At 66.0% G+C, this 17,674-nt stretch carries 18 protein-coding genes; 15 read left to right on the top strand and 3 right to left on the bottom strand.

Going from position 1 to position 17,674, the window contains the following annotated elements; genetic code table 11:
* Window positions 1-37 precede the first annotated feature (37 nt).
* The 12 genes from atpE (at window position 38) to QZZ33_RS00490 (ending at window position 10,172) form a co-directional block, all read left to right on the top strand.
* Window positions 38-268 (top strand): ATP synthase F0 subunit C, encoded by a 231-nt coding sequence (gene atpE / locus QZZ33_RS00545; RefSeq protein WP_291377516.1) that lies wholly within the window; start codon window positions 38-40, stop codon window positions 266-268.
* Window positions 268-828, top strand: coding sequence for a F0F1 ATP synthase subunit B (locus tag QZZ33_RS00540; protein WP_291377515.1), 561 nt, complete (start codon window positions 268-270; stop codon window positions 826-828). Before atpE ends, QZZ33_RS00540 begins: the two co-directional genes overlap by 1 nt.
* Before the next feature lie 2 nt (window positions 829-830).
* Complete coding sequence (locus tag QZZ33_RS00535; protein WP_291377514.1) at window positions 831-1,643, top strand: F0F1 ATP synthase subunit delta; 813 nt, start codon at window positions 831-833, stop codon at window positions 1,641-1,643.
* A 53-nt stretch (window positions 1,644-1,696) separates the two neighbouring features.
* On the top strand, window positions 1,697-3,331 hold the full coding sequence (atpA, locus tag QZZ33_RS00530; protein WP_291377513.1) for a F0F1 ATP synthase subunit alpha: 1,635 nt from the start codon (window positions 1,697-1,699) through the stop codon (window positions 3,329-3,331).
* Window positions 3,332-3,334: 3 nt separating this feature from the next.
* Window positions 3,335-4,228 carry a F0F1 ATP synthase subunit gamma gene (locus QZZ33_RS00525; RefSeq protein ID WP_291377512.1) on the top strand — a complete coding sequence of 298 codons (894 nt, stop codon included), beginning with the start codon at window positions 3,335-3,337 and terminating at the stop codon, window positions 4,226-4,228.
* A 16-nt stretch (window positions 4,229-4,244) separates the two neighbouring features.
* Window positions 4,245-5,777 carry a F0F1 ATP synthase subunit beta gene (atpD, locus tag QZZ33_RS00520; RefSeq protein WP_291377511.1) on the top strand — a complete coding sequence of 511 codons (1,533 nt, stop codon included), beginning with the start codon at window positions 4,245-4,247 and terminating at the stop codon, window positions 5,775-5,777.
* Window positions 5,778-5,780: 3 nt separating this feature from the next.
* Window positions 5,781-6,038: a F0F1 ATP synthase subunit epsilon gene (locus QZZ33_RS00515; protein WP_291377510.1), complete on the top strand. Its 258-nt coding sequence runs from the start codon at window positions 5,781-5,783 to the stop codon at window positions 6,036-6,038.
* Window positions 6,039-6,049: 11 nt separating this feature from the next.
* A complete protein-coding gene (gene nucS / locus QZZ33_RS00510) occupies window positions 6,050-6,751 on the top strand; it encodes an endonuclease NucS (protein WP_291377509.1) in 702 nt (233 codons plus the stop codon).
* Window positions 6,752-6,829: 78 nt separating this feature from the next.
* Window positions 6,830-8,275 carry a GH1 family beta-glucosidase gene (locus QZZ33_RS00505; protein WP_291377508.1) on the top strand — a complete coding sequence of 482 codons (1,446 nt, stop codon included), beginning with the start codon at window positions 6,830-6,832 and terminating at the stop codon, window positions 8,273-8,275.
* Between the two features lie 91 nt (window positions 8,276-8,366).
* Window positions 8,367-8,678, top strand: coding sequence for a hypothetical protein (locus QZZ33_RS00500; RefSeq protein ID WP_291377507.1), 312 nt, complete (start codon window positions 8,367-8,369; stop codon window positions 8,676-8,678).
* The gene (locus QZZ33_RS00495) at window positions 8,671-9,423 is read left to right on the top strand and encodes an alpha/beta fold hydrolase (protein ID WP_291377506.1); all 753 of its coding nucleotides are present in this window, start codon (window positions 8,671-8,673) and stop codon (window positions 9,421-9,423) included. Before QZZ33_RS00500 ends, QZZ33_RS00495 begins: the two co-directional genes overlap by 8 nt.
* The gene (locus QZZ33_RS00490) at window positions 9,420-10,172 is read left to right on the top strand and encodes an alpha/beta hydrolase (protein ID WP_291377505.1); all 753 of its coding nucleotides are present in this window, start codon (window positions 9,420-9,422) and stop codon (window positions 10,170-10,172) included. The genes QZZ33_RS00495 and QZZ33_RS00490 overlap by 4 nt, the downstream gene beginning before the upstream one ends.
* 33 nt (window positions 10,173-10,205) lie before the next feature.
* On the opposite strand, the gene QZZ33_RS00485 is transcribed toward QZZ33_RS00490, so the two are convergent.
* Together QZZ33_RS00485 and QZZ33_RS00480 are read right to left on the bottom strand one after the other, a co-directional pair.
* On the bottom strand, window positions 10,206-10,616 hold the full coding sequence (locus tag QZZ33_RS00485; protein ID WP_291377504.1) for a hypothetical protein: 411 nt from the start codon (window positions 10,614-10,616) through the stop codon (window positions 10,206-10,208).
* Window position 10,617: 1 nt separating this feature from the next.
* A complete protein-coding gene (locus QZZ33_RS00480) occupies window positions 10,618-12,555 on the bottom strand; it encodes a hypothetical protein (RefSeq protein WP_291377503.1) in 1,938 nt (645 codons plus the stop codon).
* A 128-nt stretch (window positions 12,556-12,683) separates the two neighbouring features.
* On the opposite strand from QZZ33_RS00480, the gene QZZ33_RS00475 reads away from it, so the two are divergent.
* The 3 genes from QZZ33_RS00475 to QZZ33_RS00465 are packed head-to-tail and all read left to right on the top strand — an operon-like array spanning window position 12,684 to window position 15,483.
* Window positions 12,684-13,583, top strand: coding sequence for a hypothetical protein (locus QZZ33_RS00475; protein ID WP_291377502.1), 900 nt, complete (start codon window positions 12,684-12,686; stop codon window positions 13,581-13,583).
* Window positions 13,580-14,548: a hypothetical protein gene (locus QZZ33_RS00470; protein ID WP_291377501.1), complete on the top strand. Its 969-nt coding sequence runs from the start codon at window positions 13,580-13,582 to the stop codon at window positions 14,546-14,548. Before QZZ33_RS00475 ends, QZZ33_RS00470 begins: the two co-directional genes overlap by 4 nt.
* Window positions 14,549-14,571: 23 nt before the next feature.
* Complete coding sequence (locus QZZ33_RS00465) at window positions 14,572-15,483, top strand: tetratricopeptide repeat protein (protein WP_291377500.1); 912 nt, start codon at window positions 14,572-14,574, stop codon at window positions 15,481-15,483.
* A 7-nt stretch (window positions 15,484-15,490) separates the two neighbouring features.
* Here the strand turns inward: QZZ33_RS00465 and glgB are convergent, their stop codons facing one another.
* Window positions 15,491-17,659: a 1,4-alpha-glucan branching protein GlgB gene (gene glgB, locus QZZ33_RS00460; protein WP_291377499.1), complete on the bottom strand. Its 2,169-nt coding sequence runs from the start codon at window positions 17,657-17,659 to the stop codon at window positions 15,491-15,493.
* Between the last annotated feature and the right edge of the window lie 15 nt (window positions 17,660-17,674).

The raw sequence follows: 17,674 nt of genomic DNA, 5'->3' as shown, positions 1-17,674 counted from the left end.
GGGTCGGATCGGCCTCGTGACAACGGAAGGAACACCAGTGGAAACCACCACTCTCGCCGAGGTTACTGGCAACATCGCCACCATCGGCTACGGCATTGCGACGCTTGGCCCCGGCATCGGCCTCGGCATCCTCATCGGCAAGACCGTCGAGGGCATGGCGCGCCAGCCAGAGGCCTCTGGCCAGCTGCGCACCACCATGTTCATCGGTGTCGCGTTCGTTGAGGTGCTCGCGCTCCTCGGCCTGATCACCGGATACCTCTTCACGTAATGAACCGCCTCATCATCTTCGCGGCCGAGCCAGGCGAGTCGGGGTCGGAGTTCGTTCCGATCTTCCCGACCAACTACGACATCCTGTGGTCGACCATCATCTTTGTGATCATCGCCGTGATGTTCATGCGTTATCTGTTGCCCAAGCTTCAGAAGGTGCTGGATGAGCGCGCCGAGTTGATCCAGGGAGGCATCTCGAAGGCCGAGCAGGCACAGGCCGATGCCGCAGCGGCCCTCGAGGAGTACACGGCGCAACTGCGTGACGCCCGCACAGAGGCCGCGAGGATTCGTGAGGACGCCAGGCACGAGGCGGCACAGATCGTCGCCGATGGCCGTGAGAAGGCGGCCCTCGACGCCGAGCGGATTTCCGAGACTGCTGGCAAGCAGATCGATGCGGAGCGCCAACAGGCTGTCGTATCGTTGCGCGCCGACATTGGGTCGCTTGCGACCGAGCTTGCTTCGCGCATTGTGGGCGAGTCTCTTGCGGACGACGCGCGTCAGCAACGCCTCATCGACGGCTTCCTGGACGAACTCGAGAACTCCGTCACGGAGAAGAGCTGACAATGAAGGGAACCAGCCAGAACGCACGCGACACGGCGCTGCGCGCCTTTGACCCGGTGGCATCTGCCGCGGGCAAGGACGGCGCACTGCTCGCGCGTGAGCTGTTCGCCGTTGTCGACACTCTCGACGGTTCTGGCTCACTGCGACGCGCGCTCACCGATCCCTCGCGTGCCGCCGATGACAAGGCCACGCTGGTGGGCACGCTCTTCGCGTCCTACGACGAGCGCGTGCGCACCGTGGTGGCCGACCTTGTCAGGGCGCGGTGGTCAGAAGAGGGCGACCTCACTCAATCGATCGAGGATGCCGGGTCGCTCGCCCTCTTGGCGCATGCAGAGGCGGAGGGCACCCTTCACCAGGTGGAGGAAGAGCTGTTCCGAGTCGAGCGTGAGCTGATGGCACACAGGAGCCTCCTCACCGCGCTCGGGGACCGCTCCACAGACGCCGCCCACCGTGTCGCGCTCCTCAGGGACGTGATGGGCTCCAAGGTGGTCCCCACCACTCTTGCCCTGCTTGAGCGCAAGGTTGCCGCGCCGCGCGAGACCCGCGTGTTGAGTGCTGTGCGTGAACTTGTGCAGGCAGCGGCCGAGCGTCGCGAGCGGTTGGTGGCTCGCGTGACGGCAGCCGTCGAACTGAGCGCAGCACAACGCACCCGCCTGGCCGGACTCCTCAAGGAGGCGTACGGTCACGAGATTCAGGTGAACGTGGCAGTCGACCCAGAGGTGTTGGGCGGCATCAAGGTCCAGGTCGGTTCCGAGGTGGTCGATGGCACGATCGTTGCCCGCCTGGCCGACGCACGACGACGACTTGTCGGCTAACAGCTGACGCCAAGACTTCCGCCTTCCCAGCGGTATCGACAGGAGAGAAATACATGGCCGAGTTGACGATCAGCCCCGACGAGATCAGGGCCGCGCTCGACGCTCACGTGAACTCATTTGAGCCTCAGGGCACGAAGACAGAAGAGGTCGGCACCGTGACCCTCGCGGCCGACGGCATTGCACAGGTAGAAGGCCTGCCAGGCGTGATGGCCAACGAGCTGTTGCGCTTCGAGGACGGCACCCTGGGCCTCGCCCTCAACCTGGACGTGCGCTCGATCGGCGTGGTGGTGCTGGGGGAGTTCACGGGGATCGAAGAGGGTCAAAGCGTGCAGCGCACCGGCGAGGTGCTGTCCGTTGAGGTCGGCGACGGCTACCTCGGCCGCGTGGTGGACCCGCTTGGCAACGCCATCGACGGCCTGGGCGAACTCAAGACGGAGGGCCGCCGCGCGCTCGAACTCCAGGCCCCAGGCGTGATGGCCCGCAAGTCCGTCCACGAGCCGTTGCAGACCGGCCTCAAGGCCATTGACGCCATGATTCCTATCGGTCGCGGTCAGCGCCAGCTCATCATCGGCGACCGGCAGACGGGCAAGACCGCGATCGCCATCGACACGATCATCAACCAGAAGGCCAACTGGGACTCGGGCGACCCTGCCAAGCAGGTGCGGTGCATCTACGTCGCCATCGGGCAGAAGGGCTCGACGATTGCCGCGGTGCGCGGCGCGCTTGAGGACGCTGGCGCCATGCAGTACACGACGATCATCGCGTCTCCCGCATCCGACCCTGCGGGCTTCAAGTACCTGGCCCCCTACACCGGGTCTGCGATCGGCCAGCACTGGATGTACGGCGGCAAGCACGTGCTGATCATCTTCGATGACCTGTCGAAGCAGGCGGAGGCGTACCGCGCCGTGTCGCTCCTGCTGCGCCGCCCGCCGGGCCGCGAGGCCTACCCTGGCGACGTCTTCTACCTGCACTCCCGCCTGCTGGAGCGTTGCGCGAAGTTGTCGGATGACATGGGCGCGGGCTCGATGACGGGACTTCCCATTATCGAGACCAAGGCGAACGACGTCTCGGCCTACATCCCCACCAACGTCATCTCGATCACTGACGGCCAGATCTTCTTGCAGTCGGACCTCTTCAACGCCAACCAGCGCCCGGCCATCGACGTGGGTATCTCGGTGTCTCGCGTCGGCGGCGCGGCGCAGATCAAGGCCATGAAGGGCGTGTCTGGAACGCTCAAGATCGACCTCGCGCAGTACCGCTCGCTCGAGGCGTTCGCCATGTTTGCCTCCGACCTTGATGCGGCCTCGCGTCAGCAGTTGACCCGTGGCGCGCGCCTCATGGAGTTGCTCAAGCAGCCCCAATACTCGCCGTACCCCATCGAGGAGCAGGTGGTGTCCATTTGGGCAGGCACCAAGGGCAAGCTCGACAAGGTCGCGTTGAGCGACGTGATGCGCTTCGAGCGCGAACTGATCGACCACTTGCGCCAATCCAGCAAGGTCATGGACCACATCGCTGGCACGGGCAAGCTGTCTGAGGAGGACGAGGCCGAGTTGCACACGGCCGTCGACAGTTTTGTCGAGACGTTCTTGGAGTCCGCCAACGCGGAGCTCACCACAGACGCGAGCATCGAGGGCGGTAGCGAGACAGAGGTCGAGCAGGAGCAGATCGTCACAAGGAAGAAGAAGTAGCCCGTGGCAGGCCAGCAACGCGTTTACAAGGCGCGCATCAAGTCGACTCAGTCGCTGAAGAAGATCTTCCGCGCTATGGAGTTGATTGCTGCGTCGCGCATTGGAAAGGCACGCGACCGGGTGACAGCCGCTGCGCCCTATTCGCGCGCCATCACGCGTGCCATCTCCGCCGTCGCAAACCATTCAGACGTCGAGCATCCGCTTACGAGCGAGCGAGACGACACCGAGCGCGTCGCCTTGCTGGTCATCACGTCCGACAGGGGGATGGCTGGCGCATACTCAGCAAACGCCCTGAGAGCCGCGGAGCGCTCTCGCGAACGCCTTGAGGCCGCAGGCAAAGAGGTCGTCCAGTACGCGGCCGGGCGGCGCGGTGTCTCGTACTACACCTTCCGTCACCGTGAGCTAGCCGGGAGCTGGACAGGAGACTCCGACGGGCCGACGCACGCCGTGGCCAATGAGATTGCTCAGGAATTGTTGAGGGCCTTCCTTGCGCCGGCTGACGAGGGCGGGGTCTCCGAGCTGCACGTGGTGTACACCCACTTCACCTCCATGGTGAGCCAAGAGCCGCACGTGGTGCGGATGCTTCCCCTCGAGATCGTCGAGGGAGTGGCAGAGGCTGGGGATGAGACAGAGCCACTGTACGAGTTCGAGCCCAACGCAGAGGAGGTACTCGATTCCTTGCTCCCGCGCTACATCGAGTCCCGCATCTACAACTGCCTGCTCCAGGCGGCGGCGTCCGAACTTGCCAACCGTCAGTCCGCTATGAACACGGCCGTGTCGAATGCGGAAGACATCGTTCGTCAATACACGAGGCTCGCCAACTCGGCGCGCCAGTCCGAGATCACCCAGGAAATCAGCGAGATTGTGTCGGGCGCTGACGCGCTCGCCGCCTCGTGACCGGAAGAGAGTAACCATGACTCCCACCGCCAAGACCGCGTCGAAGGCCCCGGCGAAGAAGACGACCGCCAAGAAGACCCCGGCCAAGAACACGCCTGCAGCCGAGGGTGGCGTGATCGGCCGAGTCGCGCGCGTCATCGGCCCTGTTGTGGACATCGAGTTCCCGGCCGACGCCTTGCCGGGCATGTACAACGCGCTCACCACCGAGATCGACTTGTCCGCGCAGGGTCAGAGCGAGGGTGATGGCATCCTGCACATGACACTGGAGGTGGCCCAGTACCTCGGCGACAACATGGTGCGCGCCATCGCGCTCAAGCCCACCGACGGCCTCGTCCGTGGCGCCAAGGTAGTCGACACCGGCGAACCGATCTCCGTACCGGTGGGCGATGTCACCACCGGCCACGTGTGGAACGTCACGGGCGAGTTGCTGAACGGCAAGGAGGGCGAGAAGGTCGAGATCACCGAGCGCTGGCCCATCCACCGCAACCCCCCGGCCTTCGACCAGCTCGAGTCCAAGACTCAGATGTTCGAGACTGGAATCAAGGTCATCGACCTGCTCACTCCGTACGTCATGGGTGGAAAGATCGGCCTGTTCGGCGGCGCCGGAGTTGGCAAGACGGTGCTGATCCAAGAGATGATCTACCGCGTTGCCAACAACCACAACGGCGTGTCCGTGTTCGCAGGCGTGGGGGAGCGTACCCGAGAGGGCAACGACCTCATCGAGGAGATGACGGAGTCTGGCGTCATCAAGCAGACGGCGCTCGTGTTCGGGCAAATGGACGAGCCGCCGGGCACCCGCCTGCGCGTCGCCCTCTCCGCGCTGACGATGGCGGAGTACTTCCGCGACGTCCAGAAGCAGGACGTGCTGCTGTTCATCGACAACATCTTCCGCTTCACGCAGGCGGGTTCCGAGGTCTCGACCCTGCTGGGCCGCATGCCTTCCGCAGTGGGCTATCAGCCCAACCTGGCCGACGAGATGGGTCAATTGCAGGAGCGCATCACCTCGACGCGCGGCCACTCGATTACCTCGCTGCAGGCCATCTATGTGCCGGCCGACGACTACACGGACCCTGCTCCCGCCACCACGTTTGCGCACCTCGACGCGACCACGGAACTCAGCCGCGAGATCGCCTCGCGAGGGCTGTACCCTGCCGTGGATCCGTTGGCGTCGACGTCGCGCATCCTGGACCCGCGCTACGTAGGACAGGAACACTACGACGTGGCGAACTCGGTGAAGTCGATCCTTCAGCGCAACAAGGAGCTGCAGGACATCATCGCGATCCTTGGTGTCGATGAGTTGTCGGAAGAGGACAAGGTCATCGTGGCGAGGGCCCGCAAGATCCAGCAGTTCCTGTCGCAGAACACCTACATGGCCACGCAGTTCACCGGCGTGGAGGGCTCCACCGTGTCCCTCGACGAGACGGTCACGGCGTTCAAGGGCATCACGGAGGGCAAGTACGACGACATCTCCGAGCAGGCGTTCTTCAACATCGGTGGTCTCGAAGACCTCGACAAGAACTGGGCGCGCATCCAGAAGGAGAGCAGTTAGGTCATGGCGCTCAACGTCGACATCGTCGCACCCGACCGCGTGCTGTGGAAGGGCGAGGCGACCTTCGTCTCTGCCCCCGCCGCGGAGGGGTCGATCGGGCTGCTGCCCGGGCACGAGCCCATCCTGGCGGTACTCGGCCCCGGCGTGGTGAAGATTGTGCAGGACAGCGGTGAGGATCGCCTGGTTGACATCGGCGGGGGGTTCCTCTCGTTCGACCACGACATGATCACGATCGTGGCCGAACCCGCCGACGAGGGTTAGCGCGCAGGGCCGTGCGCGTCGTCATTGCGCGTTGCGCGGCCCGGTACTCGGGTCGGCTCAACGCTCACTTGCCCGTGGCCACACGGGCCATCATGGTCAAGGCAGACGGCTCTGTTCTGCTGCATTCTGACGGCGGCTCCTACAAGCCGCTCAACTGGATGAGCCCGCCATGCACCTTGCGGATCGAGACGCTCGAGGCGGCGGCTTCCGAGGACGCGGAGGCGCCGATGGCGCGCTGGATCGTGCAGCACGACAAGACGGACGACCGTCTCGAGATCGAGCTCTTCGCGATCTTTGCGGACACCGAGCATGAGCTCGGTGTCGATCCGGGGCTCGTCAAGGATGGCGTCGAGGCGCACCTTCAGGAGCTGCTCGCCGAGCAAGTGGGTCTGCTGGGATCGGGCCACACCCTCGTGAGGCGCGAGTTCCCCACAGCCATCGGCCCGGTCGACATCCTTGCTCGCGATGCGACGGGCCGTGCGGTCGCCGTGGAGATCAAGCGCAGGGGTGACATCGACGGCGTCGAGCAACTCACCCGCTACCTCGAATTGCTCAACCGCGATCCGCTGCTGTCGCCCGTGGTGGGGGTGTTCGCTGCGCAGGAGATCAAGCCCCAGGCTCGAGTGTTAGCGGAAGACAGGGGCATCCGCTGCTTGGTGCTTGACTACAACGAAATGCGCGGTGTCGATGACGGCTCCGCGCGGCTGTTCTAGCCCCTCCTCACACGTGCATCGGCCCCGCGCGACGCCCAACCTTCCGGGAATCGAAACGTTTCGGGTAGACTGCTCGCCATGTCTTCCTCCGAGTTTCCAGACGGCTTCTTCTTTGGCGCATCCACGGCGTCCTACCAGATCGAGGGAGGCGCCCGCGAGGGCGGCAGACTCCCGAGCATTTGGGATACTTTCGCGCACGCCCAGGGGCGCACCCTGGGCGGCGACAGCGGCGATGTGGCGTGCGACCACTTCCACAAGTACGCGGAGGACATCAAGGCCATGGCCGAGATCGGCCTCACGGCCTACCGGTTCTCCATGGCCTGGCCGCGCATCCGCCCCACGGGCGACGGCGACTTCAACGAAGAGGGGTTCGCGTTCTATCACCGCATCCTCGACGAACTTGAGAAGTACGGCATCGAGCCCCTCGTCACGCTGTACCACTGGGACTTGCCTCAGCCGCTTGAAGACGCGGGTGGCTGGCCGGACCGCGCGATCGTCGACCGCTTTGTCGAGTACGCCAAGCGCACGGTCGAGGAGTTCAAGGACCGCGTCACCTACTGGACCACCTTCAACGAGCCGTGGTGCACCGCGTTCCTGGGGTACTCCTCCGGCGCCCACGCCCCAGGGCGCAGCGAGCCGGCCGCTTCGCTGGCCGCAGCTCACCATCTCAACCTCGCCCACGGTCTCGCCTACAAGGCCATCAAGGAGGTTCACCCCGACGCTCAGGTAAGCATCGTGTTGAACTCACACCTGCCGAGGCCGTGGAACGTCGCCGACCCGCGCGACGTGGCGGTTGCTCAGAAGATCGACGCGCTCGCCAACCGCATCTTCATGGACCCCTACACAGCGGGGGAGTACCCGTCGATCCTCCTGGAATCCACGTCGGATATCACCGACTGGTCCTTCGTGCACGAAGGAGACCTGGACGCGATCAAGGGCACCTTGGACCTGTTGGGTGTCAACTACTATTCGAGCCACATGGTCCGCTTCAACGACGGGCCACATCTGTTGTCTGGCGAGGACGGTCACAAGTCCACCATCCACCGTTGCTGGCCAGGCGCGGACGACGCCGAGTTCATGCCGTTGATCGGCAAGCGCACCACGATGGGCTGGAACGTCGATCCGAGCGGTTTCCACGCGCACCTGATGCGCATGCACCGCGACATGGGCCTACCCATGATCGTGACCGAGAACGGCGCCTCGTGGCCCGACGAGGTGAGCGAAGACGGCCGCATCCGCGACGTCGACCGCTACACGTACCTCCACGATCACATGGGGGCGCTGCTCATGGCCCGTGAAGAGGGCGCGGATGTGCGTGGCTACATGGCGTGGAGCCTCATGGACAACTTCGAGTGGGCCTACGGCTACTCGAAGCGTTTTGGTCTCTTGAGGGTCGACTACGCGTCGCAGGCACGCACGTGGAAGGACTCCGCATACTGGTACCAGGAGACCATTCGCAACCGCGCACTCACCCCACTCGACGCACTAGAGTCGCTGGTAGATACGCCCCCGCTGTCCTATTGACTGTCCGGCGCTGCGCCCATCCCCCCTCGGGTGCGGCGCCGGCGCCTGACCCCCTGAGCCGCCGTCGTCAAACGTTCCGTAGACTCGAACCATGCCGTCCAAGCGTCGCTCCACCAAGCGCCCCTATGGACAGCCCCACCCCGAACTGGACGTGGACCGCGTGCGCGGAGGCCTCGGAGCCCAGCGTCAGCGAGGGCCTCGCGGAGAGGACTACTGGGTCGCGATCCCCAGGCCCTCTGACAAGACGTACACGTGCCCCGCGTGCGGCAAGGACGTTCCCGGTACTCAAGAACACATCGTCGCGTGGGCGGCGGACGGCCTCTTTGGCGCCGATGCCGCGGGACAGGATCGCAGGCACTGGCACCGGGCCTGCTGGCAGACCTTTGGGAGGACACATGGCTGATTCGGTCGAGATCCGCGCCATGACGGTGCTGCCCGCCAAACGGGAGACTATCGAAATCGTCACCGAGGATGGGCTCACGCTGGTGGGAGAGCTCGCCTTGCCCGCGTCGGGAAAGATCGCCGCCACGCTCGTGACTCTGCATCCGCTGCCCACCCACGGCGGCTTCATGGACTCTCACGTGCTGCGCAAGGCCGCGTGGCGGCTGCCGTATCTGGCCGATGTGGCGGTGCTGAGGTTCAACACCCGCGGTACTTCCTCGCCGCGCGGAACCTCGCAGGGCGCGTTCGAGGAGGGTGTGGGTGAGGCGGCCGACGTGCGCGCGGCCGTCCAGTTCGCCGCCGATCGGGGGCTGCCGCGTCGCTGGCTCGTGGGCTGGAGCTTCGGTACCGAGCTCGCGCTCATGCATGGGGCCGACCTCGACGTCGAAGGAGCGGTACTGCTGTCGCCTCCGCTTGCCAGGGCGCGGCCCGAGCATCTTGAGGCGTGGGCGCGAACGGGGAAGCCGGTCACGGTGCTCGTGCCTGAGTTCGATGATTTCCTTACCCCAGACCGCGCCGTGCCGGCTTTCGCGCCGCTCACGCAAGCACACGTGATCCCTGTCGAGGGAGCCAAGCACCTGTGGGTGGGGGAGAAGTACGTGCGCATCGTCTTGGACCTGCTGCTTGCTGCCGTGCTACCAGGCTCGCAGGCGCTCCCCACCACCGTTCCCGCCAACGCGGTCGCCACCGCTGGAGACACACCATGAGCTTGCTGCCCACCGGAACCCCTCTGGTCCTCCTGAACGCCTTTCCGCTCGACCGCGAACAGTGGGAGCCGCTGCTCGCGGCGCTCGACAGCTTTGACGGTGACATCATCACTTTCGATCCGCCCGGCATTGGCGATATGCCCTCGTCTTCCAGCGATCCCTCGCTGACCCTGATCGCCGACGCGGCCGTGGCTGCCTTGCGCGAAACGACCGGTTCGCGGGATGCCATCTGGGTAGGCAGTTCGATGGGCGGATATGTCGCCATGGCGGTTCTCGAACGCCACGCCGACGCCGTGGCAGGGCTTGGACTCATCGGGACCAGGGCAGGGGCCGACACGGAGGAGGCTCATGCGCGGCGCCTGACGGCCGCTGACGAGGCCGCCGCCGCCGGGCGGGCGCCCGAGCCCCAGAAGGTGGCTGAGAGCCTCCTGGGCGCCGCAGCGCGCGCCGACGGCGACCTCCTCGCGTCGGTTGCGGCGAACGTGGCGCGGCAGACGGGGGAGGGCATCGCCTGGGGTCAGCGGGCCATGGCTGCCAGGCCAGACCGGCTGGCGGTGCTCGCGTCGTGCGACGCTCCCGCCTTTGTGGTGCGGGGGGACGATGACTCTCTCACCACGGCAGAAGAGGCGGACGCGCTGGCTCACGCGCTTGGCGTGGACGTGACTGTCGTCGAAGGGGCGGGGCACCTGGTGCACGTCGAGGAGCCCGGCGTGATCGCGCACCTGATAGACGGGGTCGTCAGGGCCTGAGTGGGCTTGGTCCCACCAGCTCCATCGCGGCAACTACGGCCAGGTATTGCCAGCCTCAAGCCGGATGGCGAGCGCCTTGTCGATGGGCATTGACTCGCCGTCACGCGCCCCGCGACCAAGCTCTAGGGGAGGGTCTGCCGGCTCGAGGTGCACGCCCTTGAATCTCGCCGACCAGCCGCCAGGGGCGTGCAGCAAGTAGAAGTCGCCGTCGACGCTCACCCCCACGCTGCAGTCGCGCTTGATGTACCAGCCCGTGACGTTGGTTTTGAGTGTCGTCCGCCCAGAATAGGGCCGAGCGGTCAGCCGCGTCGGCTCGATTCCCGCGGCCTTCGCGCTGGCCGCGAAGGCTCGCACCTTCGCCGCGGCCTGAGCACTCTCCGCCTGACGTTGCCGATCGAGCCGCGCGGCTTGAGCGAACGCATCCTGCCCGCGATCGGCGGCCACGTCAGTTCTCTTGGGTGGAGTTGTCTTCAGAAGAATCCGCCGCATTCTCGGCGGCGTGCTCGTCCACCAGCTTCGCGGCTGCCGCGAGGTTATTCACGGGGTCAGATGACAGCAAGGACCGCAAGTCATCGAGGTAGTTGGTAATCGACTCGCGCTGCAGGTTGAGTTCCTCCACCTCCTTCGAGGCCATCGAGCGCTCCCTCTCGGCATCGGTGACGGCCTCGGAGATGATCGTCTCGGCGTGCTCTCGCGACTGGGAGACGATGTCGTCGGCGTTGTGGCGTGCATTGCTCAACAGGGTGCGAGCGTGCTCCTCCGCGTCTCGGCGGGCCTGCTCCGCGCGCTCGAGAGCGTCAGCGAGCCTCGCCTCGGCCTCGTCCGCCCTGGTCCTGGCGTCCGCCACCATCTCCTCCGACTCGGCCTGCGCGGCGTTGTGGCGTTCCGCGAGGGCCGCCTCTGCCGCCTCGCGGCGCTGAGCGACCTCGATCTGCAGGTCCTCCCGAGTCCGGCGGGCCTCCTCTTTGGCTGACTCCGCGTCCGCGTGGGCCTCCGAGCGCAATTGCTGGGCCTCATTGGCGGCCGAGTCGATCATGCTCTTGGCCTGGCCGCGAGCGTCGCTCAACAGGGCCTCGGTCTCGGCTGCGGCCTCGTCGCGCAACGCCTTGACCTCCGCCGCCACCTGGGCACGCAACTTCTTGGTGTCGGAGTCGGCTCGCTTGCGGAGGTCCGCCGTCTCGTTGTCGGCACGCTGGCGCATCTGCACGTCATAGTGCTCCGCAGCCGCCCTCAGGTCGGCGTCATACTGGTCCGCGTCCGCAGTGGTGGTGGCGTGGTACTGGTCGGCCTCGACCAACTTGGAGCCGTGGTACTGGTCGGCCTCGCCCACCTTCGCGGCGAAGTAGCGGTCGGCCTGTTCGCGCGTAGCCTGCTCGTACTTGTCAGCCTCCGCAATGGTCGTCGCATGGTATTGCGAGGCCTCGGCCTTGAGGCTCTCCGCCTCTGCCTGGACGGACGACATGATCTGCGCGGCCTCGCGGCGACCTGCCGCGAGTGCGGAGGCGGCGTGCTTGTCTGCCTCGGCTCGGATTGAAGCGGCCTCGCGCTGCAGCGTCGTCGCCTCGTCGTTGGCGCGCTCCAGGGTGGCCTGAGCGTCGGCGTCGGCCGCAGCCAACTTGTCGGCCGCCTCCACGGAGAGCCTGTCGGCCTCCTCGCGCGCCGCGACAAGAATCTGCTCCGCCTCGTCGCGCAGTCGCTGCGCCTCAGCCTGAGCGTTGCTCACGGTGGATTCGGCCTCGCCGCGTGCCGCGTCCACCAGCTCGGTGGCTTCGCGCTGGCTCGACACCTTGAGTTCCGTGATCTCACGCTCGGCGGTGGCACGCATGGCGTGCACCTCGCGCTCGGCACCCGTGCGCTTCTCGGCGATCTCGGTGTCGATGACGGACCTGATGCGATCCGCCTCTCGCTGAGACTTGGCGAGCGTCTCTGTCGCTTGGCGTTCAGAGGCCTCGTGGGTCGACTGCGCAGCACTCTCGGCGGCGACCTTGACCTCGTCAGCCTCGCGTCGACTCTGGGCCAGAATCTCCGACACCTCGTTGTCGGCGCGAGCGCGCAACTGCTGTGCGGCGACGTTTGCCCTGGCGATCGTGTCTTGAGCGTGAGTATTGGCCCGATTGATGACATCGGCCGACTGCTCTTCCGCCGAACGCAACAAGTGCTCAACGCGGGCGCCCAGGCCCTTGTAGGTGGGCTGGTCCGTCTCTTTGAGATTGCGTTGGGCGTCGTCGAGAGCGCGCTTGGCTTGTTCCGCCTCCTGGCGCGCCTGATCGGCTGTTCCTTGCGCCTGCGCAAGTGACTCTTCGAGCCTTTGCAGGTGCGCCGTCACTGCATCGCGGTCGTAGCCGCGCATGGCGACAGGGAAGGGCAGGGTCTCGTCGGCCATCGGTTCTCCTCATCGCTGGGCCCAGCGTCACACCACATTAGTCGCGGCCACTGGGCATGACAAAGCGACACCTGGGGGTTCTCGTGCGTTGTCTCCTAGACTGTACGCCGGACACTGGAGGAAAAGACGTGACGTTACGCACCACAGCGATCATTGCGGGGGCCCTTGGGCTGCTGATGATGATCGCTGGGCTCATTGCCCAGGGCATGAGGCCCGAACATTCCGTGGTTACCCAAGCGACTCTCGACACTCCGGTGGTCGTGCTCGCCCCAGAGGTGCTGGCGCTTCCCGAATTGCAGCGGCTCGCCGTGACGGCGGACGGTGGCGTCGAGGCGCACGCCGGGCGGCCAGTCGACGCGGTCGCGTGGCTTGGCGAGCACTCCGCCACCTACATCACCGGCTACGAGTCGTGGGACATCCTCACGACGCGCACGGCCTCGCGCATCACCGCCGACGTCGAGTCGCCCTCGCCGTCAGCGAGCGCCGAGCCAACAGCGTCGGCCGAGCCTAGCCCCTCGGCGAGCCCCTCGCCCAGCCCGGATGAGGCCGGGGCCGACGCGCCGGAAGAGGTCTACGACTACGGATCAGGCGACCTGTGGCGGCAGAACTGGGCGGGCGTTGACCGCGTGTCGGTCGCGGTGTCAGCGGTGCCGCCCGGAGAGTACTTCGTCGTGAACTCCGTCGATGGCAGCAACCTTGGCGCGATTGAGATCAGCGCGGAGCGGCAGGTCAATGACGCATGGATCAGCCCCCTCACCTGGATCGGCGCAGCCCTCACCGCGCTCGGGTTGCTCGCGGTGCTGTCAGCGCTCGTGGACCTGCGCCCGCTTCAGGAGCGCGTCGAGTCATGGACCACCAAGCGTTCCCGCATCGCGACGGGCGAAGACGTCAAGCCCGGTTCGAGGCGCGAACGCAGATTGGCGGGTTCGACGCTTCCCGACGTTGACCTGGACGAGAACGACGAGAAAGACCACAAGGACCAGAGCGACGAGAAAGACGACAAGGACGAGAAGGGAGGCCAGTCATGAGGCGCACAGTTGTCGCAGTGACCGTTGCCGTGCTTGCGCTTGCCGGGTGCGCCGCAGCGCCTCCAGTGCCAGGCGCCACCCCCTCGCTCGAGGCGGAGGCGGCGCTGACGGAGCCTCAGGCCGCCGCCATCATTGAGTCCACGTTTGCCGAGCTGAGCGCCGCGGACGCTGCCAAGGACCCGGAGTTGTTCGCACCGCGTTTCGCGGCCGATGCCGCGCTTGTCAGAGGAGCCGAGTACACCGTCGCGGGCAAGGTCGCGGAGGCACCCGTGTCCGTCTTGCCTGAACAGATGCAGGGCATCTACGTGTCGCGGTCCGAGACATGGCCGCGGATGTTCGCCGCTGTGTCAGAACCGCCAGAAGGTGAACTCACTCCGGTGGTCTACCTCTGGGTCCAGGAGTCAGTCGAGCAGCCGTATCGGCTGGTCGCGTGGGCGCACATGATTCCTGGCGCGGTGTTGCCAGCCATGCCGGGACAGATCAACGGTGCGGAGCCTCTCGCGCTCGGCGAGGAGGGCATCGACCCTTCGCCCCGCAAGGCCCTGGAGGATTACGTTGAGTACCTGCGCCAAGGCGCAGACAGCGAGTTGGCCGCCGCCTTCGCGCCGGACTCTTACTCTGAACAGCTGTTCGGGGCCAGGGCAGCGCTCTCCAAGGCGGCAAAGGGGGCCAGCGGAGCCTACGTGGACACCGTCCAACCCGACTTCGCCTCCACCTTCGCGCTTGCCACCTCCGACGGCGGCGCGCTGATCTTCGCGCCGATCGAGATCGCCTCGTCATTCAAAGTCAAGGACGCGACCCTCAAACTGTCCGCACGTGATGCACCGTTGCTGCAAGGCACAGCGAAGGACACGGTCACGTACAACTACCGGGACTTCGTGGTGCTGTCGGTACCCCCGCCCGGCCAGGAGGAGTTGCCTGGAGTAGTGGCGGCCGAGCATCACCTTGTGTCCATCAAGCCGTAACGCACACCCCGAGAAAGGACGCTATGACTTCGCTACCCCCGTTCAGCGGTGTTGTTGACCTCGCCGCCCTCGCGGCCAAGCCTCAGCAGGGACGGCAGGAAGGCGGCGTGGCCGCCGGGCCGCAGGCCATGACGGAGGCCAACGCTGGCGAGTACCTCCAGGAGTCGACTCGGCGGCCCATCTACGTGCTGCTGTGCTCTGCGGCGGCGCCGCAATGCGACGAGTTGCGGGAGCGCGTCGTGGCGCACTTGGCGCGCTATGGCGACACCGTGGCCCTTGTCACCGTCGACGTGGACGCCGAGCCAGGGCTGGCTGAGGCCTTCCAACTCCAGGCGGTGCCAGCCATGCTTGCGCTCCTGGCGGGTCGACCGGTGCCGCTCTTCCAGGGCACGCCAGACGATGGGCAGTTGGTCGACGTGTTCTCCCAAGTGGCTCAGGTCGCCCAGGAGGCAGGCATGGACGTGCGCGACTCTGGAGAGGCTCCCGGTGCGGAGCAAGAGGGCGAGGCAGAAGAAAAGCCTCTCCCGCCGCTTCACCAGGCCGCCTTCGATGCGATCGAGCGCGAGGACTACGAGGCGGCAGTTGCGGCCTACGACCAGGCCCTCAAGGAGAACCCGAAGGACGCCGACGCGCGCGCTGGCAAGGCACAGGTGTCCCTCATCGCTCGCAGCGGCGCCGCGGACGCCGCCCAGGTGCGCAAGGCGGCGGCCGATGCCCCGAGCGACCTTGACGCTCAACTCGCTGTTGCTGACCTGGACGTGTTGGGGGGGATGATCGACGACGCGTTCGACCGCCTGATCGATGCAGTGCGTGCGAGTGCGGGGCCTGACAGGGAACGCGTCAGGGCACGGTTGATCGAATTGTTTGACGTGGTGGGGCCCACAGACCCGCGCGTCAGTTCCGCGCGCCAGCGGCTCGCGAGCGCCCTGTACTAGGCGGCGCCTATTCGGCCGCAGGTGTGAAGAACACGGCGCCGAGCGGAGGCAGCCTCACGGTGGCCGAGGCTTCGTAGCCTTGGTGGGGTTTCGCCGCGGCTTCGACACGCCCCAGGTTGCCCACTCCCGAGCCGCCATAGTTCTCTGCGTCGGTGTTGAGGACCTCGTCCCACGCGCCCGCGTGCGGGAAGGCGAGCCGATAGTCCTCGTGAGGCGTGCCGGCGAAGTTCACCGCCACCACCACGGGCGTCTCGTCCGTCGCGTAGCGGACAAAGGAGATGACGTTGTGCGTCGAGTCGTCGGCATCGATCCACCGGAAGGCGGACGCGTCTTCGTCTCGCTCCCAGAGGGCTGGCTGAGCGCGGTAAAGGGCGTTCAGGTCGCCCACGAGGCGCCGCAGTCCGTCGTGGAGAGGGTCCTCCGTGAGCCACCAGTCGAGCGAGCGGCCCTCGGACCACTCCGCCGACTGGCCGAATTCGTCTCCCATGAAGATGAGCTTCTTCCCTGGGTGCGACCACTGGTAGGCGAGCAAGGTACGCAGGCCCGCCAGTTTCTGCCAGTGGTCTCCCGGCATGCGTTCGTACAGGGAGCCCTTGCCGTGGACCACCTCGTCGTGGGACAGCGGCAGCATGAAATGCTCCGAGAACGCGTACATCAGCGAGAACGTGACGGTGTGGTGGTGATACGAGCGGTGGATGGGAGCCTCCGCCAAGTAGCGCAGGGTGTCGTTCATCCACCCCATGTTCCACTTGATGCCAAAGCCAAGCCCGCCCCCAGACGTCGGCGCCGTCACGCCTGGCCACGCCGTGGACTCCTCCGCAATCATCACAATTCCAGGCACGTTCTTGTACGCGGTGGCGTTGGTTTCCTGCAGGAAGGCGATGGCGTCGAGGTTCTCCCTGCCGCCGTGAATGTTGGGTCGCCACTGACCGGCTTCGCGCGAATAGTCGAGATACAGCATCGAGGCGACGGCATCCACGCGCAGGCCGTCGGCATGGAACTCTTGAAGCCAATACAGGGCATTCGCCACGAGGAAGTTGCGCACCTCCGCCCGGCCGAAGTCGAAGATGAATGTGCCCCAGTCTGGCTGCTCACCACGCAGCGGGTCCGGGTGCTCGTACAGCGGGCTGCCATCGAAACGTCCTAATGCCCACGCATCCTTGGGGAAGTGGCCAGGGACCCAGTCGAGCAACACGCCGAGGCCCTCTTGGTGTGCGCGGTCGATGAAGTACCGCAAGTCGTCTGGCTCGCCGAACCGTGAGGTGGGGGCGTAGTACGACGTCACCTGATAGCCCCACGAGCCGCCAAACGGGTGCTCCATGACGGGCAGCAGTTCGAGGTGCGTGAAGCCCATGTCGCGCACGTAGGGGATGAGCTCGTCGGCGAGGTCGCGGTAACTGAGGCCCTGCTTCCACGACCCCAAATGGACCTCGTAGACGGACATGGGGGAGTTGTGCGCGGAGTGCTTGGCGCGGTTGTCCAGCCACGTCTCGTCGCTCCAGGCGTAGTCGCTCGCGGTGACGATTGAGGCGGTGTGCGGCGGCACCTCCGTGCGTCGTGCCATGGGGTCGGCCTGCTGCTTCCAGTGGCCGTCCTTGCCCAGGATCTCAAACTTGTAGTGCGCACCGTCCGTCACCGCTGGGATGAAGAGCTCCCACACGCCGGAGGATCCGAGCGAGCGCATCGAGTGGCCCACTCCTTGCCAGTGGTTGAACTCGCCCACGACGCGCACCGCCCTGGCGTTGGGCGCCCACACGCTGAATGACGTGCCGTGCACCTCGCCCATGACGGACGGGTAGGTCTTGACGTGCGCACCGAGCACGTCCCACAGCCGTTCGTGACGGCCCTCCCTGATCAAGTGCAGGTCCAACTCGCCCAAGGTCGGGAGAAAGCGGTACGGGTCGTCGGAGGCGGTTTCCTCGCCGTCGTATGTCACCTTGACTCGGTAGTCGGGTACCTCGTCCCCGGGCAGTTGCGCCTCCCACAGAGCATCCTCAACGTGGGATGCGGGAAAGGTGCCGTCGAGCGTCTCGATGATGATCGATCGGGCGAAAGGGCGCAATACCCTTACTACGACGCCGCCGTCTTGGACGTGTGGTCCGAGAACCGCGTGCGGCTCGTGGTGGGTGCCAGCGAGGATGTCAGCCAACGCCGTCGGGTCAATGTCACGTGTCACAGTTTTCCTCCAGCG

The sequence above is a fragment of the Demequina sp. genome (assembly GCF_016278775.1).
Classification (GTDB): Bacteria; Actinomycetota; Actinomycetes; order Actinomycetales; family Demequinaceae; genus Demequina.
Note: the sequence above shows the minus strand (reverse complement) of the source record. Positions and strands in the feature narration are given on the sequence as shown.